The organism is Peribacillus sp. NPDC058075 (genome assembly GCF_042885195.1).
GTDB lineage: Bacteria > Bacillota > Bacilli > Bacillales > DSM-1321 > Peribacillus.
Map to the genome: position 1 here is coordinate 1,062,358 of NZ_JBHVSL010000001.1, position 18,327 is coordinate 1,080,684.

The following is an 18,327-nucleotide window of genomic DNA, read 5'->3' on the forward strand; positions in this document are numbered from 1 at the left end:
ACGGATTGGGTTCAAGGCGTTCGGCTGATGGGGGAAGTTTTCTTAGCATAAATGAGAGAGTGAAAACATAGATTCTAGTAAGCGGAGTTGGGAGGATGAAAGATGAAAAAAAAATCTGTCGTACAAAATGCCGTAATGAAACATATTAACGAACATTCCTCATTATATGTCTTTATCACTGTGCTTTTTTTGATGGGTGTCATTTTTGGGGCAATATTGGTGAATAGTTTGAGCTTTACCCAAAAGGAAGACTTGTTCTATTATTTATCGCAATTTTTCGGACAAGTATCCAAGGGTGAATTTGCCTCTTCGCATGATATGTTCAGCCAAAGTATCATGCATAATATAAAATATATCGGGGTCATCTGGATTCTCGGAATATCGGTCATCGGTTTGCCTGTCATCCTGGTTTTGTTATTTATAAAAGGGATGGTTGTTGGATTCACAGTCGGCTTTTTAGTCAATCAAATGGGATGGAGCGGATTTTTATTATCATTTGTCGCTATTTTGCCCCAAAATATATTCATCGTCCCGATATTCATCGTGATAACCGTCCTTGCCGTCTCACTATCAATGAAAATGATCAGCCGAATTTTCCTAAAGCAGGTTCGTGAACCGCTGAAGCCGATAATTTCGCGGTATATTTTCTCATTGATTTTGTCGGGATTGTTTTTGATTACGGCTGCTGCGTTTGAAGCGTACCTATCCCCTTCTTTAATGAAAAATGTCGTAAGTTTATTGGGTCATTGATGAAAATTTACCTTTCCCGGAAATTTTTTTATCATTAACAAGAAATCTATTTTGACAGTTTTCCCTCTTTTGATATAATGGATAGGATAGCGGCGCGGGAGGGAATATTAGGTATGGAAATAGAAAACAGAATTGATAGGATAAAAAAGCAGTTACACTCGTCCAGCTACAAATTAACGCCTCAGCGAGAAGCGACCGTCCGCGTTTTACTTGAGCATGAAGAGGATCATTTAAGCGCAGAAGACGTTTACCTCCTTGTCAAAGAAAAGTCGCCGGAAATTGGATTGGCAACAGTTTACCGTACGCTAGAGTTGCTGACTGAATTGAAGATAGTAGATAAAATTAACTTTGGAGACGGGGTTTCCCGTTATGATTTAAGACAAGAAGGAGCTGCGCATTTCCATCATCATCTTGTTTGTGTGGAATGTGGTGCGGTAGATGAAATTCAGGAAGACCTGCTTGAAGACGTAGAAGACATTGTGGAACGCGACTGGAACTTCAAGATTAAAGACCATAGATTAACCTTTCATGGCATTTGTCATCGATGTCATGACAAAGAAGAAAATAAAGGTGAATGAAGCCAGACCTTTTCCATTTAATGGAGAAGGTTTTCTGCATTTTTAAAAGCCTATTTCTTAAATAAGAGTTGTTTTTGTTTTCTCCTTCCGAAACACGTATAAAACTTGTCCTGTTGGGCATAGATTGATACAAAGGATCGAATGGGAGGGGAAAGCTGATGAAAACATCATTATCGCTTGTTTTGCATACGGCTAAAGTGATGATTCTCTTTGTTAGCTTCACTGTTCTTTTTTATATAGGAATGGTATGGTTAAATCAGGAATATCAAGATTATCATCGTTATGATGAACCGAAGGGCATGGCAGTAAAAGTATCGAAGGCTGTAGATACGGGTGATGATGCATGGCTTGAACGCTTAATGTTGTTTTATTTAAACGGGGAGTAATAACATATGGAGAATCAAATTAGGGATTTCATTCATTTTTTAACCATTGAAAAAGGGCTTGCCAAGAATACGCTCGTTTCTTATGAGCGTGACTTAAGGTCATATTGGAGCTTTCTGAAAGAGGCTGAAGCCATCGAAGATTGGAATGATTCACGGCGGGTCAACATCCTGCATTTTCTCGTGCATTTGAAGGATCAAGGGAAATCATCGAAGACGGTGGCGCGTCATATAGCCTCCATTCGGTCTTTTCATCAATTTCTTCTAAGGGAAAAAGTAACCGATCAGGATCCGTCCATACATATAGAGACGCCAAAACCGGAACGAAGTCTTCCAAAGGTATTAAGCATGGAAGAAGTTGAAGCACTATTGGAAGCCCCAAAGAAAATGGATGAATTCGGTTTACGCGATAAGGCAATGCTAGAACTGATGTATGCGACGGGTATGCGTGTCAGTGAGTTGATATCCATGGATGTAAGTGATGTCCATGCATCGATGGGTTTTGTCCGTTGTGTAGGGAAAGGAAATAAAGAGAGGATCATTCCGATTGGCCAAACTGCATTGGGTGCCATTGAACATTATATGGAAAGTTCCCGGGGGAAAATGGCCAGCCCCAAGCACAGGACAGATTCACTTTTTTTGAATCATCATGGAAACAGGCTGACAAGGCAGGGATTTTGGAAGATTCTAAAAAAACTTGTAAAATCGGCACAAATTGAAAAAGAAATTACACCGCATACACTAAGACATTCTTTCGCGACACATCTATTGATGAACGGGGCTGATTTACGTGCGGTCCAAGAAATGCTTGGTCATGCGGATATTTCAACAACTCAAATTTATACACATATTACGAACGTACGGATCAAGGATGTATATTCAAAATTCCATCCGCGAGCTTGAAAGAATAGTAGAATGATAGAAAGGCTGTGAATTTAACTGCGAAGCGGTTGAAGGAGCAGCCTTTTTATTTCAGTGTGGACTGACTGGTAAGGGGGCTGATGCTTCTAAAGCAAGGTCTGGTGGCACTTTGTTTTATTCCGAAATATATTATTTGTCTCCATCATGGTAATCGTTTACAATGTAGAGAGGTCAGACTTCTGACGTTCTCGCGGTTTCATTTAAAATGAAGAGTAACTGAGCAGAATAAGGGTATTATAGAGAGTATAAAAAGTGATTTACTATTTTAGGAGGAATGACTCATGAAAGGAAATTCAGCATTTAATCGAATATTTGTAATAGTTATGGATTCAGTTGGAATTGGCGAAGCACCTGATGCAGATTTATTCGGTGATAAAGGGGCGGATACACTTGGCCATATCGCAGAAAGAATGAATGGATTGAACATGCCGACTCTTGCAAAATTGGGTTTAGGCAATATCCGTGAAATCAAGGGAATTGAAAAAGCTCAGCAACCTCTCGCATACTATACGAAAATGAAGGAAGCCTCTACAGGAAAAGATACGATGACTGGGCATTGGGAAATTATGGGTTTGAATATATCAACTCCATTCCGTGTATTTCCGGATGGTTTCCCAGAATTATTAGTCAATGAACTCGAGGCGAAGATGGGTCGGGGAATTATTGGGAATGTCCCGGCAAGCGGCACGGAAATCATTGAAAGGCTCGGCGAGGAACATATGAAAACGGGTGCACTGATTGTATATACATCAGCAGATTCCGTATTACAGATTGCCGCACATGAAGACATCGTCCCGATAGACGAATTGTACAAGATTTGTGAAATTGCCCGTGAAGTGACAATGGCTGATGAGTTCAAGGTTGGACGCGTGATTGCCAGACCTTTCACAGGTGAACCAGGAAACTTCCAAAGAACGCCTAACCGTCATGATTATGCATTGAAGCCTTTCGATCGGACAGTAATGGATGAATTGAAAGATTCTGGATATGATGTGCTCGCAATCGGGAAAATCTCGGATATCTTTGATGGGGAAGGCGTCACTGAATCATTAAGGACCGTATCCAATATGGATGGAATGGATAAATTAATCCAAACGGTAGAACAGGATTTCAAAGGGTTAAGTTTCCTTAATCTAGTCGACTTCGATGCTTTATACGGTCACCGCCGCGATCCTGAGGGATACGGAAAGGCATTGGAAGAATTCGATGCTAGGATGCCGGAAGTCCTTGATAAACTGAAAGAGGATGATTTATTAATCATCACTGCCGATCACGGGAATGACCCGGTCCATGAAGGAACCGATCATACACGTGAATATGTACCTTTATTAGTCTATTCCAAACGATTTACAGAAGGTGCCGAACTCCCGATAAGAGATACATTTGCTGATATCGGGGCGACGGTGGCTGCTAACTTTGATGTGAAAATGCCTGCATACGGGAAAAATATATTGGGCGATCTAGATTTAGGGGAGATTAAATAGATGTTTAATAAAATGGAAACTGCTGCGTCATTTATAAAAAGTAAAATTGAAGGCTCTCCGGAAATAGGCCTGATTCTTGGTTCCGGACTTGGAGTATTGGCGGATGAAATTGAAAATCCCATAACGATTCCATACCACGAAATCCCGGAATTCCCGGTATCCACTGTTGAAGGACACGCTGGACAGCTTGTCATCGGACAATTAAGTGGCAAAAAAGTTGTAGCCATGCAAGGGCGTTTCCACTTTTATGAGGGGTACTCCATGGAGAAGGTCACTTTTCCCGTACGTGTAATGAAACTTCTTGGTGTTGAGCAGTTAATTGTAACGAATGCTGCAGGAAGCGTTAATGAAAGCTATGAACCAGGTGACTTGATGCTCATTACGGATCATATTAATTTAATGGGGGCAAACCCATTGATTGGTCCTAATGAAGAGCGTTTCGGCCCTAGATTCCCTGATATGTCGGAAGCTTATAATAAAGACCTTCGGACACAAGCGAAAAAAATAGCAGCTTCATTAGGATTGGATATTAAAGAAGGTGTCTATATCGGGAATACAGGACCAACCTATGAAACACCTGCAGAAGTGAAAATGGCACGGATCCTTGGCGGGGATGCAGTTGGTATGTCTACCGTTCCGGAAGTGATCGTAGCAAGGCATAGCGATATGAAAGTGCTCGGAATCTCATGCCTTACCAATATGGCCGCAGGCATCCTGGATCAGCCTTTGTCGCATGAAGAGGTCATTGAAACGACGGAAAAAGTGAAAAGCAGCTTTCTGGAATTTGTTAAACACATCGTTAAAGACATATAAAACCGACCAAAAAATACAAGTACACCTAAAAAAGTGGGGATTCTAATATGAGAATGGTAGATTTAATCGAGAAAAAGCGTGATGGAAACGCTCTTACTACAGAAGAAATACAGTTCATCATCAAAGGGTTTACCGACGGATCGATTCCGGATTACCAAATGAGCGCTTGGTCAATGGCTGTTTATTTCAAAGGAATGAATGAGCAGGAACGTGCTGATTTAACCATGGCAATGGTCGAATCAGGAGATCAAATCGATTTATCGATGATTGAAGGAATTAAGGTCGATAAACATTCAACAGGCGGTGTTGGTGATACCACAACATTAGTGCTTGGACCATTGGTTGCTGCTGTAGGTGTTCCGGTGGCAAAGATGTCAGGACGGGGTCTTGGCCATACAGGGGGAACGATCGATAAGTTGGAGTCTGTAAAAGGATTTCATGTCGAAATAGAAAATGACGAGTTCATTCGACTTGTTAATAAAAATAAGATAGCTGTCATTGGACAAAGTGGCAACCTGACTCCAGCCGACAAAAAGCTATATGCATTGCGTGATGTTACCGCTACCGTTAACAGTATCGGTTTGATTGCTGGCTCGATTATGAGTAAGAAAATCGCCGCTGGTGCTGATGCAATTGTACTTGATGTTAAAACGGGAGCGGGCGCTTTCATGAAAACGCTTGAAGATTCCGAAGAGTTGGCGCATGCAATGGTTAGCATCGGAAACAATGTAGGGCGAAACACGATGGCTGTCATTTCCGATATGAGCCAACCGTTGGGTTACGCAATCGGAAATGCTTTAGAAGTGAAGGAAGCCATCGATACACTTAAAGGAGAAGGACCGGATGATTTGACGGAACTTTCTTTAACACTAGGGAGCCATATGGTATACCTTGCCAAAAAGGCAAACTCTCTGAAAGAAGCAAGAACCTTGCTGGAAAATGCGATTAAGGATGGTTCTGCACTTAACTCATTCAAGGTTTTCCTAGAAGCGCAGGGAGGCGATGGTTCGGTTGTGGATCAGCCGGAAAAACTGCCGCAGGCTGCTCATACTTTCGAACTGGAAGCGAAAGAGGACGGATATGTATCGGAGATCATCGCTGATGAAGTAGGAACGGCAGCCATGCTGTTAGGTGCCGGGCGGGCGACTAAGGAATCAGAGATTGATTTGGCAGTCGGACTGGTACTTCGTAAAAAAATCGGGGAAACCGTGGCAAAAGGTGAATCCCTTGTGACGATTTACAGCAACTTTGAAGATATTTCAAAGGTAAAAGAAAAATTGTATGAAAGCATTGCGATTTCAAAAGAGAAAGTAGAAAAACCTACATTGATCTATAAAGAAATCATGGAATAAATATTTTCCAAAAAAAGGCCGCGCTTTTGAGCGGCCTTTTTACGTTTATTTGATTGAATGTTTAAAAGAGGATGCCCATGCGCATCCTCTTTTAATTTGGTTCACTTTGTTACCCTATATCCAGTATATGTTCAAAATTCATCTTTATTTGTATAAAAATGGGTTTAATGGAAAAAATAAATCCTATAAAGATTGGAGGGTATGGAGATGAAGCGGATTCTTTCTCTATTTTTAACCGTATTGGTAGCAATGGGTTTTAGTGTCCCACAGACAAAAGCAGCTGAGGAAAAAGGAGTCGAATTGGCGGCAAATGCTAAATCGGCTATTTTAATTGAACGGGATACAGGTACTGTTCTCTATGATAAAAATGCAGACGTTCGTCTTTCGCCGGCAAGTATGACGAAAATCATGACAATGCTGCTGATCATGGAAGCGATCGATAAAGGCGAACTTAGCATGAAGGAGAAGGTCAGGACTAGTGAGTATGCAGCATCGATGGGCGGTTCCCAGATCTTCCTTGAGCCAGGTGAAGAAATGACCACAGAACAAATGCTCAAGGGCATCTCGATTGGTTCGGCGAATGATGCATCGGTGGCGATGGCAGAACGTCTAGCTGGATCGGAAGAAGAATTTGTTAGGGAAATGAACAAAAAGGCGAAAGACCTCGGATTGAAAAATACAAAGTTCCAAAACGCAACAGGCCTTCCTGTTAAAGATCATTACAGTACGGCACATGATATGTCGATCATGGCCAAGGAATTATTGAAATACGAAACGATTACAAGGTTCACGGGTACATATGAAGATTATCTCCGTGAAAATACAGAAAAGAAATTCTGGCTTGTCAACACGAACAGATTAGTGAAATTTTACCCTGGGGTCGATGGACTGAAGACAGGATTCACAAATGAAGCGAAGTATTGTTTGACAGCGACCGCCAAAAAAGGGAATATGCGTGTCATTGCCGTCGTTTTCGGAGCCGTTTCTCCTAAGGAACGAAACGCTCAGGTCACCAAGATGTTAGATTATGCATTTTCACAATATATCACCTACCCGATTTATAAACGCGGCGAGGTGCTAGGTGAAGCCAAGGTAAGTAAAGGCAACAAGAAATCCGTGGTGGGAGTGACAAGTGAACCAATTTCAGTTTTGACAGCCAAAAACGGAACGGCAAAGGACTTTACAAAAAAAATCTCGCTTGATAAAGATTTGGATGCCCCGATTAAAAAAGGTGATGAAATTGGTACGCTTGAATTGAAGAAAAACGGCAAGGTATATGTCGAATCTCCGATTGTTGCGAAGGAAACTGTTGAAAATGCCAGCTGGTGGCAATTGTATAAACGGGCTTTCGGCATGTTTACCCAAGCGAAATAGAATAAATTGTCGCAATGCCTGTTAATCGTACTAATTTAGGCGAAACTCCACTAGTTTTGCTAGTAAGGAGGAATCGTCAGGTGAAAAAGAGAATTTGACTCTTTATAAGACAGTGAAGGAGGCTGTATATAATGAGTCTTACGATTAATATGGAGGCGAAAAATCGCGTACTGTGCATTCGTCTCAAAGGTGATTTAGATCATCATACAGCAGAAAAATTGAAAAACCAGGCAGAGGCAGCCATTCAAAAGCATAATATCAAACATATCATCCTTAACATGGAAGAATTGGATTTTATGGACAGTTCAGGCCTCGGGGTTATTTTAGGGCGCTATAAGCAGGTGAATAAAAAGCAAGGTGAAATGGTGGTCTGTGCAATTTCTCCAGCAGTAAAGCGGTTATTTGAGATGTCAGGGTTGTTTAAAATTGTTAAAATGGAACTATCCGAAAAAAACGCTTTGCAAAGACTGGGGGTTGCCTAAAATGAAAAATAAAATGGAAACGAAATTTTCTGCACTTAGCCAAAATGAATCTTTTGCCAGGGTAACTGTTGCGGCATTCATTGCCCAATTGGACCCGACGATGGATGAATTGACTGAGATCAAGACTGTCGTGTCAGAGGCCGTTACGAATTCGATTATCCATGGATATGAGAATGACCCGGAAGGTTGGGTATACATTTCAGTGATCATCGAAGACGATACTGTGGAATTGACCATCCGGGATGAAGGACTGGGCATTGAAGACGTCGAGGAAGCTAAACAGCCGTTATTTACAACAAAACCCGAACTTGAACGTTCCGGCATGGGATTCACCATCATGGAAAACTTCATGGATGAAATCAATATAATTTCCCATAAGGGCGAAGGCACGATTATTCGATTAAAAAAGCACTTAACTACAAGCAGAGCTTTGTGCAATTAAGGGAGACTTGCATATGGATGTGGAGGTTAAAAACGAGAAAAGCAAGAAAGGCCAGCCCCATTTAAAAGATGAGGAATTGCGGAATTTAATCCAACGCAGCCAGAGTGGTGACCAAGATGCGAGAAATCTGATTGTCAATAGCAATCTGAGGCTTGTATGGTCAGTAGTGCAAAGATTCCTCAATCGAGGTTACGAACCGGATGACCTTTATCAAATAGGCTGTATTGGTCTGTTAAAGTCCGTGGATAAATTTGACTTATCGTTTGAAGTGAAATTCTCAACGTATGCTGTGCCTATGATCATTGGTGAAATACAACGTTTTATCCGTGATGACGGAACGGTTAAAGTAAGCCGGTCATTAAAGGAAATGGCGAATAAAATTCGCAGGGCCAAAGAGGAGCTTTCAAAAACGTATGGCCGCGTTCCGACTGTCAATGAATTGGCGGAACATCTAGAGCTGTCGCCAGAGGAAATCATCATGGCCCAAGAAGCTAGCAGGAGCCCTTCATCCATCCATGAAACGGTTTACGAAAATGATGGGGATCCGATTACTCTTCTTGACCAGATTGCCGACAATAATGAAACCTCCTGGTTCGATCAAATCGCTTTGAAAGAAGCCATACAAGAATTGAATGAACGTGAAAGGCTGATTGTTTTCCTGAGGTATTATAAAGATCAGACGCAATCGGAAGTGGCGGCAAGGCTTGGTATTTCCCAAGTCCAGGTGTCAAGGCTGGAAAAGAAGATTCTTCAGCAAATGAAAAACCACATGAATCAATGATTCATGTGGTTTTTCGTTGATCTTGAAAATAAATATTGATTTTAGGAAAAAGTAAAAGTGCTTCTTATCAAGTAGAATGAAAAAAGAGCTGGATCGAATTTTTTAGTTGAATTTAGGAATAAAAACGAATATTATAGTAAAGGTCGCGTTTTTCATTCGTTTTTTTAGCTTTCCTTTACTCAATAATGGGTAAGATAAACGTCGATGCAGTACAATATTAGGACACCTTGTCTTTTCGTGCAAACGGTTGTCGGTGTTTCCTTTAGATCTGGAGGTCTAAAATATGTTTATGGAAAAGTTTTTCTCCCTGAAAGAAAATGGGACGGATGTCCGTACAGAAGTCATGGCGGGTGTTACGACATTTTTAACTATGGTTTATATCCTAATCGTGAATCCGGCTTTATTGTCTTCAATCGGAATTCCATTTGAACAAGTTTTCATGGCAACGGTCATATCAGCGGTGATTGGTACCCTTATCATGGGACTCGTTGCAAAATACCCGATTGCAATAGCACCAGGGATGGGTTTGAATGCGTATTTCGCCAGCGTAGTGGGGGCACAGGGCCTTTCATACCAGACCGTATTCGGTACGGTTTTCATTGCTGGTTTACTATTTCTCTTAATTAGTGTGACAAGCTTGCGTAAAATGATAATTGATGCGATTCCTAACTCATTAAAATATGGCATCACATCAGGAATTGGTTTATTCATTGCGTTTATCGGATTAAAAAATGCTGGAATCGTAGTTCCTAATGAATCAACGATGGTGACGCTTGGAGATTTGCATCAGCCTGGAACCGTTTTAGCATTAGCAGGTTTATTCATTACCTTGATTTTTATGGCCCGTAATATAAAAGGGGCAATTTTCATCGGTATGATCGTTACGGCAATCATTGGCTACTTTATCGGTTTGCTCAATTTCGATGGGTTCTTATCCGTACCTCCAACACCGGTATTTTTCGATATCGATATCGCTGGGGTCTTCACGAATTCTTTATATTCAATTGTTTTCGCCTTTTTACTTGTGACGATTTTTGATACGACAGGAACCTTGATTGGAGTGACGGAACAGGCAGGACTAACGAAGGATGGGAAAATCCCTCGTGCCAAGAAAGCCTTTTTAGGTGATGCGATTGCGACGACAGTCGGCTCGGTGTTTGGTACAAGCCCTTCGACTGCCTATGTTGAATCAAGTACGGGAGTGGCCGCAGGGGGACGTACGGGGTTAACCGCTACTGTCGTGGCAATTTTGTTTGCTGTATCGATTTTCTTTTCTCCATTGATATCGGCAATTTCTTCCGTTCAAGCAATCACAGCTCCTGTTTTGATCATCGTGGGATGTTTCATGATGGAAGGGCTGGCTAAAGTCAATTGGAAAATTTTCGATGAGGCATTTCCGGCATTTGCGATCATTTTAACGATGCCGCTTACTTCAAGTATATCTACAGGGATTGCAATCGGGTTCATTACTTATCCCCTTATGAAGGTATTCAGTGGAAAAGGAAAATCCGTACATCCGCTCATTTATATTTTTGGATTGATATTTTTGATTCAGCTGATTTTCTTCCCCACTCATTAAAGTATGAATCTACATCAAAAAGACATGCTGTCATTGCAGCGTGTCTTTTTTTTGTTTTCAAATTAGTAATATTTGGACATGGTTCACTTCCTGCATTTTCAAACTGTTTCCAATCCATACTACTAGCATAAGGAAATAAAAGGTCGGGATGTGATGATAGTGGCAGTTGTATATATCAGGATGAGGAACCGTGTACAGGTAAAGGGAAATCAAACAGTGAGAATAAAAGATATTGCAAGGATAATCGGACCTGAAGAAGTGATTGCCTTAATTGAAGAAATCATATTATTAACGGTCAAGAAGGAAGATAGGAATATTATTGTCATTGATTTGGCTCAAGTTATCATGGCCATCCGCAAGGTGGATCCGACTATTGAAGTGGAGACATTCGGGCCCTCCCAAACGATCATCGAAATCATCCTCTCGAAAAAGAAAATGTCATACCTGACATTCGCCTTAGTTTGGTTTTTGTTATTTGTCGGCGGCGGAATGACGATCATGAATTTTCATGTGGATGTCAGCATGGGGGAAGTGCATCAAAAAATCTTTACTATAATAACGGGAAAAGTGGAAGAAAAGCCGTTATTAATCCAAATCCCATATAGCTTCGGCCTTGGTATGGGCATGATTCTATTTTTTAATCACTTCTTTAAAAAACGCTTCAATGAGGAACCTAGTCCGCTCGAGGTTGAAATGTTCAACTATCAGCAGGATTTGGACCATTATGTAATCATGAATGAAAATAAGGAGAACGTGCGCCACCTTGATGACCGGTAAAATCATCTTCGGAATCTTTGTCGGTTTAGCTGGGGGTTTTGCGACAGGTGCCGGTTTTGTAGCGTTTTTAACTGTACTTGGGGTGATTCCGAGGCTGACCCAGCTGACAAAAACAATGAAAATGATACATTACTACGAAGGAGCCATCATAGCCGGAGTTGTCGCAGGAACATGGTTAGGATTACAGGAAACGGAACTTTCCCTCCCGCATTTTTTATTAATTCCGATCGGTTTGGCTGACGGGATATTTAATGGGATGCTTGCTGCTGCTTTAACTGAAGTCCTTAATGTATTTCCGGTTCTTTCAAAACGTATCGGAATTCAAGAAAAGATTATTTATCTGTTGATGGCACTCGTATTGGGAAAAGTAGCCGGATCATTATTCCAATGGATTTATTTTGTCGATTTATAAGTTTATAAGGTAACTATTCCTGATGATGAAAGGTAGGCCCAAGATGGTGACCAAACGAAAAGTAATATTGATTACGGATGGAGATGAGTATGCAAAACGGGCTGTCGAGCATGTAGCCATGGAAATTGGGGGAAGATGTATCTCCATGTCTCAAGGTAATCCATCACGATATACGGGCTTGGAGTTAGTTGAATTAATAAAAAAGGCCAAGTATGATCCTGTATTGGTCATGTTTGATGATAGCGGTTTTATAGGAGAAGGATCAGGCGAACAGGCAATGAAGGTAGTTGCAGGACACCCTGATATTAACGTCCTTGGCGTAATAGCGGTCGCTTCAAAGACTAGAAGGGAAGAATGGACCAAGGTGGATATCTGTATTGACCGTGATGGTAATTTGACACCGAATGGGGTTGATAAATACGGCGCCGAGGAATTTGAACTGGGCAAGTTAACAGGAGATACGGTGTATTGCATCGATCAATTACATGTTCCCATCGTAGTGGGGATAGGAGATATAGGGAAAATGTCCCATCAGGATGATTTTAAAAGAGGAGCACCGATAACGAAGCTAGCGGTGGAAATCATATTGGAAAGGAGTGGTCATGATGACTTCAGAAAAACCTGAAAACATGAAACCGATTCCGAGTAGGGTAGCGGAAGTTGACGCGTACATGGAAGAGAATGTAGGTCTAGGCGTCAGCTTCGACTTAGGAGTAAGAAAGATAAAGGTCTTAAGAAAAGATGTCCATCTTTACTATATAAACGGGCTGACGGATACAGAGTACATCATTGATATCCTTGATTCTCTTATTCATAACAAAAATGCCGATATCGTGTCAACTAAAGTTTTTGATACAGTCAAAGACTTGCTCGTACACCAATCCGTTCAAGAAATAAAGACGATGGATGAGCTTGTTGATCAGGTATTATCCGGTTTAATAGTCGTTGTTGTGGATGGTAAACCAATAGGATTGGTTGTGGATGTCAGGAGTTATCCCGGGAGACAGCCTGTAGAACCAGATACGGAAAAAGTCGTCCGTGGATCAAGGGATGGTTTTGTCGAGAATATCATCATTAACACAGCGATAACCAGGCGGAGAATCCGGGATGAAAGATTACGTTTCGAAATGCTGCATGTAGGGGAACGATCGAAATCGGATATTTCCATCGGCTACATTAAAGATATTGCCGATCCCGATTTAATAGAAATCGTTCGTAAGGAATTGAATAGTATTGAGGTTGATGGTATAACGATGGCTGATAAAACGATCGAAGAGTTCGTCGTCAAGCAAAAATATAACCCATACCCGCTTGTCAGATACACGGAACGGGCTGATGTAGCGGCAACGCATTTGCTTGAGGGTCATGTCCTTATTTATGTGGATACTTCACCGAGTGTCATCATTACCCCGTCCACTCTTTTCCATCATATGCAGCACGCTGAGGAGTATCGGCAGGCACCTGCCGTTGGGACCTTGGTGCGCTGGGTCCGGTTTCTCGGGATTTTCGTTTCGTTATTCTTGCTGCCGATTTGGTTGCTGTTTTGTTTAGAGCCTTCCCTCCTGCCGGAAAAGTTTGAGTATATCGGACCGAATGATAAAACCCATATACCCATTGTATTCCAAATCTTCATATCCGATATTGGGATAGAATTCCTAAGGATGGCAGCCGTTCATACTCCGACCCCGCTTTCTACGGCGATGGGCTTGGTTGCGGCAGTTTTGATAGGGCAGATAGCGATAGATGTTGGCCTCTTTGTTCCTGAAGTGGTCCTCTACGCTTCAGTGGCAACAATCGGTACATTTGTCACTCCAAGTTTAGAACTAGGGGTTGCGAATAAAATTTCCCGTTTGGCCCTGCTAGTTTTGGTCGCTTTATTTAAAGTGCCTGGTCTGGTCATAGGCGTCACGCTCTACATTATCATGCTTACTAGCATAAAAACGTTAAATACACCTTATTTATGGCCGCTTCTACCGTTTCAGCCGAAAGCCTTGTCACATATAATATTTAGAAGACCTTATCCAGGTTCTATAGAACGTCCGAGTATTGTACATCCCCAGGATCTATATAGGCAGCCGAGAAAATCTAAAGGTTGATGTTGTCGAAAAGTTGTGGTAATTTAATTTTATTCGGATAAAGCGGTAAAGTTAGGCTTCACAAAGAGATAAAGCTACTATGACTCTTTGGAGTTTAAACCAATCTGTCTTTCCCTTCGAACTACCAAGCAGTCATAGAGGACAATATTTACATGGAATAATCGATTTGGATGAGGCTTGTTCATATAGAGAACCTCTCATAGGGTTTCTTTATTTGAGGCTGCCTCATTTCTTATTAATCTTTAGTTTTAAGTCAGGAAGGTGAGGCTATCATGCATTTGTACGGAACCGGTGGTGTCAATGAACGTGGACATCTGGAGATTGGCGGAGTGGACACGATCGAATTGATCAAACAATTTGGCACACCATTATATGTTTATGATGTAGAGCTAATTCGCGAACGGGCAAGAGGGTTTAAGAGAACTTTTGAGGAATTGGGGATTTCAGCTCAAGTTGCTTACGCAAGTAAGGCCTTTTCTTCGATCGCCATGATCCAGTTGGCTGAGCAAGAAGGACTTTCTCTCGATGTTGTCTCAGCGGGGGAATTGTATACGGCAATTAAGGCAAACTTCCCAACAGAACGGATTCACTTTCATGGAAATAACAAAAGCGAAGAAGAGCTACATATGGCTTTGGACTATGACATTGGCTGTATAGTAGTCGATAATTTTTCAGAGTTGACACTGTTGGAAGAGATTTGTACAAACCGTGAACAAAAGGTGAAAATCCTTCTTCGTGTAACACCAGGCATCGAAGCCCATACGCATGATTATATTTTGACAGGGCAAGAAGATTCGAAATTTGGTTTTGACCTTATTAACGGCCAGGCCGAAGCAGCCCTTAGGCAAGCGCTGCAAAGTGATTTCCTGGAAGTTCTAGGGCTGCACTGCCATATTGGTTCCCAGATCTTTCAAACGACGGGTTTCCTTCTCGCGGCCCAAAAAATTATTGGCAAGCTGAATGATTGGCACGATTCGGTAGGGTTTCAACCAAAGGTATTGAATCTCGGAGGGGGATTCGGGATTCGATATACACAAGAGGACGATCCACTACCGGCGTCTCAATATGTTGAGGAAATCGTTAGAGAAGTGCAGAACCTGATTGCTGATTCCGATTTAGAAATGCCTGAAATCTGGATTGAACCTGGCCGTTCTTTAGTCGGAGACGCCGGTGTGACGTTATACAAGGTCGGTTCTGAAAAGGAAGTTCCTAATGTCCGTAAATATATTGCCGTTGATGGGGGCATGAGTGATAATATACGCCCAGCTCTTTATGAGGCGAAGTATGATGCAATTCTGGCAAACCGGCCGCTTGACCCTGTAGAAGAGACAGTGTCCATTGCCGGGAAATGCTGTGAAAGCGGGGATATGCTGATTTGGGATTTACCATTGCCAAAAGCCGGACGCGGTGATGTTTTGGCGGTATTTTGTACAGGGGCATATGGATATTCCATGTCGAATAATTACAATCGGATTCCGAGACCGGCAGTCGTCTTTGCCGAAAATGGAGAAGCCCGGTTGGTCATCAAACGTGAGACGTACGAAGATCTTATCCATTTGGATTTGGCCCTTCATGAAGCGGCAGTCGTCAATAAAGAATAGAAAAAAAGGATGGCATTGGCCATCCTTTTTTTATTTTATTCAGCTGAAAAGTGACTTGATCGCGTCTATTAAACTACTGAAGACTTCTTTCAATTTATCCAAAAATGATTGACCTTCTTCGGATTCAAGAAAATTGGAAAGCTTATCTTTAGTTGCAGTAAGCTGATCGCCGACGGCGTTCCAATCAATATTCAATTCTTTTAGCTTATTGAATAAATCAATTAAACTTTGGACTTGAGCATCGTTTAAGGTGATTCCAAGGTCTTTTGCTGAAGACTCGACAACCTCGCGGACCTCCTCAGTATTGGCTGGTGGATTTGCAGCCATTTCCTCTTTGATTTTCGTAACAAGTGCAGAGGCTTCTTCTGTACCGATTTCGTCACCCAATTTTGCTGTTTTCACCATTTCTTCATTCGCTGCCTGTTTCACATCTTCAGGAATTTTCTTATCTGCAGAGATTTCATAGGCTTTAATGACCCCTGTCAAAGCCGCTGTACCGGAGACGGGTATAGGTGCAGTGACATAAACGGTAGCATCCTTTACTCCAGCAGTTGCCAGTGCATTGATATACATTTCATCGGAAACCCAGTTAATGTTTTTCGACTCCAATTTAAGTCCGGTCCCTTTTTCCTCCAAAGTAATCGCAGAAGATGAAATCGCTTTTGTACCGATCAGACGGCTAGCAATATAGTCACCTAAGTATTCATGTTCCTCCGCATTTGTAACCGTAAGGACCTCAACATCATTAGGTGCTTTCATTTCAGATAAAATCATATTTTTTTGTTCATTCGTCAAATTTTCACCAAGTGTGACGATCATTTCACCAACAGCTGCATCTGCAAAAGCCTTATATGGCAATAATAGACATAATAAAATGGTTACAATGACCCATTTATTCATTTTTTTCATGATAATCCTCCTTAACTTTTCCTGCTGATTTGGGAATCTTTCAATAAAAGGGCAGCACTTTAAATCAGATTCATAGTATATGACGAAACAAAGGATAAAAAAGATACATATTTTCCTGAAAAAAATTTTAGTAGCCCAAGATAGCGGCGTTTTTTTAACGAAAAAGTTTGGTATATCTTTGTCTTTTATACCTAAGAGGGCATTCTATGAACCTAGATCACTTTACCAATGTAGTAAAATCGAAGCAAGATTGCAAGGATATTTGTCAGATTGTGTTAAGTTATAGTAGAATGAATTCGTTATTTAAATATTTGGACCTTTCATAAAGGGAGTATGGGATGAGGAAAAGTAATAAGACTCTTTTACTTATGATGCTTATTATCGCTTTGATGTGGGGAATCGTATACTGGCTGTTTATCGCTTAGCACATAGCACATCGATAAATCAAGTGCTGAAAGTGATGTTGAAACGAACGAGGTTTTTATGTATGATGTAAATGTTATATGTGAGGATTATTATTCAAAGCAAATTAATTGTTAACAGGAAGATAATAAAAACGTTATTTAGTAACGAGGGATATTATGTTGATTAAGTATAAGAAAAGTTATGAGAAGTTTGCCATGGGATTATTATCTTTCATGCCAAATGAAAAAGAGATAAAAACGCTTCGGAATACGATGAAGAATTATGAAACGGATGAAAACTTACAGCTGTTCTTATGGAAAGATGAAGAGATTACGGGCTTGATCGGGATAGAAGTCTCTCCAAATCACATTGAGATACAACATATATCTGTAAATCCATCATTCCGGAAGCAAGGTATCGGTAAAACGATGGTCAGGGCCATCAAGGAGCAATATCCTGACAAAGAATTAAAAGCAAATGAGTTTACCGAAAGCTTTCTTGACAGATGTGAAGAATACTGAATATGAAAGCGTGAAAGGAGGACCACCTTTAAGGGCGGTCCTCCTTTCTTGATTTTCGAAGGGATAGCTGCCGAGCCCTTTCAGAAATGACATCCGAGCGGTCACGCATTAGGTGCTTATCGACTATGGATGAATTAGCCATGTCGCTGTCTGCCCCCCATATATACCCTCCTTGCAAACACATGGTCTGGCATATTTCGATCAAGCCTTGATCCGTAATCGGCAGATTAATGCTTTCATATGGCTTTTGAGATAATATTCGCTCATGGGTGTCCTCGAGCAATTTGGACAGTCGTTCTGGATCGAGTCCCAACTCCAGGAGCTCGGCCTTTTTAAGGTGGAGATTTGACAGGGCTTTAGACAGGGTCCTTGCAGCCCCTTTTTTGTTTCCCCTGCGATCATGATACAGGGCAACCGCAATTTGAATGAGCCCAACCCAATGAGAGTCACGCTCTTTTGGCGCAGTTTCTTTCCAATATTCTTCAAGAATTTCATGACATTCGAAGTAATCCCTAGTCCCATGGAAATGGACAAGGAAGGAAAGGTAGTCTTCCGCGTAATTCAATAGGAGCACCCCTTTTGTTTGATGGAATTTTCTAATGTAAGGCAAAAAACATTTTCTTATAGCCTAACACCCGCTATGTATACTCACCAAGTTTAGCATAGA

20 protein-coding genes are annotated in these 18,327 nt (G+C 41.3%); 18 read left to right on the forward strand and 2 right to left on the reverse strand.

Annotated features, from left to right (window positions below; all coding sequences use genetic code 11):
• The first annotated feature begins 102 nt into the window (after nucleotides 1-102).
• From spoIIM to lysA, 17 genes are all read left to right on the forward strand, one after another.
• Nucleotides 103-750: a stage II sporulation protein M gene (spoIIM, locus tag ACFVS1_RS05385; RefSeq protein ID WP_241592299.1), complete on the forward strand. Its 648-nt coding sequence runs from the start codon at nucleotides 103-105 to the stop codon at nucleotides 748-750.
• Between the two features lie 119 nt (nucleotides 751-869).
• Nucleotides 870-1,328 (forward strand): ferric iron uptake transcriptional regulator, encoded by a 459-nt coding sequence (gene fur, locus ACFVS1_RS05390; protein WP_101223459.1) that lies wholly within the window; start codon nucleotides 870-872, stop codon nucleotides 1,326-1,328.
• A 158-nt stretch (nucleotides 1,329-1,486) separates the two neighbouring features.
• Nucleotides 1,487-1,714 carry a YqzK family protein gene (locus ACFVS1_RS05395; RefSeq protein ID WP_101223458.1) on the forward strand — a complete coding sequence of 76 codons (228 nt, stop codon included), beginning with the start codon at nucleotides 1,487-1,489 and terminating at the stop codon, nucleotides 1,712-1,714.
• A gap of 6 nt (nucleotides 1,715-1,720) precedes the next feature.
• Nucleotides 1,721-2,614, forward strand: a complete 894-nt coding sequence (gene xerD / locus ACFVS1_RS05400) for a site-specific tyrosine recombinase XerD (RefSeq protein WP_101222475.1) — start codon at nucleotides 1,721-1,723, stop codon at nucleotides 2,612-2,614.
• A gap of 299 nt (nucleotides 2,615-2,913) precedes the next feature.
• The gene (gene deoB, locus ACFVS1_RS05405; RefSeq protein ID WP_352920149.1) at nucleotides 2,914-4,116 is read left to right on the forward strand and encodes a phosphopentomutase; all 1,203 of its coding nucleotides are present in this window, start codon (nucleotides 2,914-2,916) and stop codon (nucleotides 4,114-4,116) included.
• On the forward strand, nucleotides 4,117-4,929 hold the full coding sequence (locus tag ACFVS1_RS05410) for a purine-nucleoside phosphorylase (protein ID WP_352920152.1): 813 nt from the start codon (nucleotides 4,117-4,119) through the stop codon (nucleotides 4,927-4,929).
• A gap of 47 nt (nucleotides 4,930-4,976) precedes the next feature.
• Entirely contained in the window at nucleotides 4,977-6,281 is a 1,305-nt protein-coding gene (locus ACFVS1_RS05415) for a pyrimidine-nucleoside phosphorylase (protein WP_387545519.1), read from the forward strand.
• 207 nt (nucleotides 6,282-6,488) lie between these two features.
• Nucleotides 6,489-7,655, forward strand: coding sequence for a D-alanyl-D-alanine carboxypeptidase family protein (locus ACFVS1_RS05420; protein WP_387545521.1), 1,167 nt, complete (start codon nucleotides 6,489-6,491; stop codon nucleotides 7,653-7,655).
• 131 nt (nucleotides 7,656-7,786) lie between these two features.
• On the forward strand, nucleotides 7,787-8,137 hold the full coding sequence (gene spoIIAA / locus ACFVS1_RS05425; protein ID WP_034308142.1) for an anti-sigma F factor antagonist: 351 nt from the start codon (nucleotides 7,787-7,789) through the stop codon (nucleotides 8,135-8,137).
• A 1-nt stretch (nucleotide 8,138) separates the two neighbouring features.
• Nucleotides 8,139-8,579, forward strand: a complete 441-nt coding sequence (gene spoIIAB, locus ACFVS1_RS05430) for an anti-sigma F factor (protein WP_352920161.1) — start codon at nucleotides 8,139-8,141, stop codon at nucleotides 8,577-8,579.
• A gap of 13 nt (nucleotides 8,580-8,592) precedes the next feature.
• Nucleotides 8,593-9,360 carry an RNA polymerase sporulation sigma factor SigF gene (gene sigF / locus ACFVS1_RS05435; RefSeq protein ID WP_137016104.1) on the forward strand — a complete coding sequence of 256 codons (768 nt, stop codon included), beginning with the start codon at nucleotides 8,593-8,595 and terminating at the stop codon, nucleotides 9,358-9,360.
• Between the two features lie 289 nt (nucleotides 9,361-9,649).
• Nucleotides 9,650-10,939, forward strand: coding sequence for an NCS2 family permease (locus ACFVS1_RS05440; RefSeq protein ID WP_387549198.1), 1,290 nt, complete (start codon nucleotides 9,650-9,652; stop codon nucleotides 10,937-10,939).
• 156 nt (nucleotides 10,940-11,095) lie between these two features.
• Nucleotides 11,096-11,716, forward strand: a complete 621-nt coding sequence (locus ACFVS1_RS05445; protein ID WP_352920848.1) for a stage V sporulation protein AA — start codon at nucleotides 11,096-11,098, stop codon at nucleotides 11,714-11,716.
• A complete protein-coding gene (locus ACFVS1_RS05450; RefSeq protein ID WP_352920850.1) occupies nucleotides 11,706-12,128 on the forward strand; it encodes a stage V sporulation protein AB in 423 nt (140 codons plus the stop codon). Before ACFVS1_RS05445 ends, ACFVS1_RS05450 begins: the two co-directional genes overlap by 11 nt.
• Nucleotides 12,129-12,171: 43 nt before the next feature.
• The gene (gene spoVAEA / locus ACFVS1_RS05455; protein WP_241592260.1) at nucleotides 12,172-12,753 is read left to right on the forward strand and encodes a stage V sporulation protein SpoVABEA; all 582 of its coding nucleotides are present in this window, start codon (nucleotides 12,172-12,174) and stop codon (nucleotides 12,751-12,753) included.
• Between the two features lie 4 nt (nucleotides 12,754-12,757).
• Nucleotides 12,758-14,224 carry a spore germination protein gene (locus ACFVS1_RS05460; RefSeq protein ID WP_387549201.1) on the forward strand — a complete coding sequence of 489 codons (1,467 nt, stop codon included), beginning with the start codon at nucleotides 12,758-12,760 and terminating at the stop codon, nucleotides 14,222-14,224.
• A gap of 272 nt (nucleotides 14,225-14,496) precedes the next feature.
• The gene (lysA, locus tag ACFVS1_RS05465) at nucleotides 14,497-15,825 is read left to right on the forward strand and encodes a diaminopimelate decarboxylase (protein WP_352920167.1); all 1,329 of its coding nucleotides are present in this window, start codon (nucleotides 14,497-14,499) and stop codon (nucleotides 15,823-15,825) included.
• Nucleotides 15,826-15,864: 39 nt separating this feature from the next.
• On the opposite strand, the gene ACFVS1_RS05470 is transcribed toward lysA, so the two are convergent.
• Nucleotides 15,865-16,734 carry a DUF1002 domain-containing protein gene (locus ACFVS1_RS05470; RefSeq protein ID WP_387545524.1) on the reverse strand — a complete coding sequence of 290 codons (870 nt, stop codon included), beginning with the start codon at nucleotides 16,732-16,734 and terminating at the stop codon, nucleotides 15,865-15,867.
• Nucleotides 16,735-17,315: 581 nt separating this feature from the next.
• Here ACFVS1_RS05470 and ACFVS1_RS05475 point away from each other — a divergent pair.
• The gene (locus ACFVS1_RS05475) at nucleotides 17,316-17,660 is read left to right on the forward strand and encodes a GNAT family N-acetyltransferase (protein WP_352920172.1); all 345 of its coding nucleotides are present in this window, start codon (nucleotides 17,316-17,318) and stop codon (nucleotides 17,658-17,660) included.
• 28 nt (nucleotides 17,661-17,688) lie between these two features.
• Here ACFVS1_RS05475 and ACFVS1_RS05480 read toward each other — a convergent pair whose 3' ends face one another.
• Nucleotides 17,689-18,225, reverse strand: coding sequence for a DUF309 domain-containing protein (locus tag ACFVS1_RS05480; protein ID WP_352920175.1), 537 nt, complete (start codon nucleotides 18,223-18,225; stop codon nucleotides 17,689-17,691).
• Between the last annotated feature and the right edge of the window lie 102 nt (nucleotides 18,226-18,327).

Bases quoted from the DNA above. Each gene is read 5' to 3' on its own strand.
- spoIIM (WP_241592299.1), top strand. From the start codon at position 103: ATGAAAAAAAAATCTGTCGTACAAAATGCCGTAATGAAACATATTAAC.
- ACFVS1_RS05395 (WP_101223458.1), top strand. From the start codon at position 1,487: ATGAAAACATCATTATCGCTTGTTTTGCATACGGCTAAAGTGATGATT.
- xerD (WP_101222475.1), top strand. From the start codon at position 1,721: ATGGAGAATCAAATTAGGGATTTCATTCATTTTTTAACCATTGAAAAA.
- deoB (WP_352920149.1), top strand. From the start codon at position 2,914: ATGAAAGGAAATTCAGCATTTAATCGAATATTTGTAATAGTTATGGAT.
- ACFVS1_RS05410 (WP_352920152.1), top strand. From the start codon at position 4,117: ATGTTTAATAAAATGGAAACTGCTGCGTCATTTATAAAAAGTAAAATT.
- ACFVS1_RS05415 (WP_387545519.1), top strand. From the start codon at position 4,977: ATGAGAATGGTAGATTTAATCGAGAAAAAGCGTGATGGAAACGCTCTT.
- ACFVS1_RS05420 (WP_387545521.1), top strand. From the start codon at position 6,489: ATGAAGCGGATTCTTTCTCTATTTTTAACCGTATTGGTAGCAATGGGT.
- spoIIAA (WP_034308142.1), top strand. From the start codon at position 7,787: ATGAGTCTTACGATTAATATGGAGGCGAAAAATCGCGTACTGTGCATT.
- spoIIAB (WP_352920161.1), top strand. From the start codon at position 8,139: ATGAAAAATAAAATGGAAACGAAATTTTCTGCACTTAGCCAAAATGAA.
- sigF (WP_137016104.1), top strand. From the start codon at position 8,593: ATGGATGTGGAGGTTAAAAACGAGAAAAGCAAGAAAGGCCAGCCCCAT.
- ACFVS1_RS05440 (WP_387549198.1), top strand. From the start codon at position 9,650: ATGGAAAAGTTTTTCTCCCTGAAAGAAAATGGGACGGATGTCCGTACA.
- ACFVS1_RS05450 (WP_352920850.1), top strand. From the start codon at position 11,706: ATGACCGGTAAAATCATCTTCGGAATCTTTGTCGGTTTAGCTGGGGGT.
- spoVAEA (WP_241592260.1), top strand. From the start codon at position 12,172: ATGGTGACCAAACGAAAAGTAATATTGATTACGGATGGAGATGAGTAT.
- ACFVS1_RS05460 (WP_387549201.1), top strand. From the start codon at position 12,758: ATGAAACCGATTCCGAGTAGGGTAGCGGAAGTTGACGCGTACATGGAA.
- lysA (WP_352920167.1), top strand. From the start codon at position 14,497: ATGCATTTGTACGGAACCGGTGGTGTCAATGAACGTGGACATCTGGAG.
- ACFVS1_RS05470 (WP_387545524.1), bottom strand. From the start codon at position 16,734: ATGAAAAAAATGAATAAATGGGTCATTGTAACCATTTTATTATGTCTA.
- ACFVS1_RS05475 (WP_352920172.1), top strand. From the start codon at position 17,316: ATGTTGATTAAGTATAAGAAAAGTTATGAGAAGTTTGCCATGGGATTA.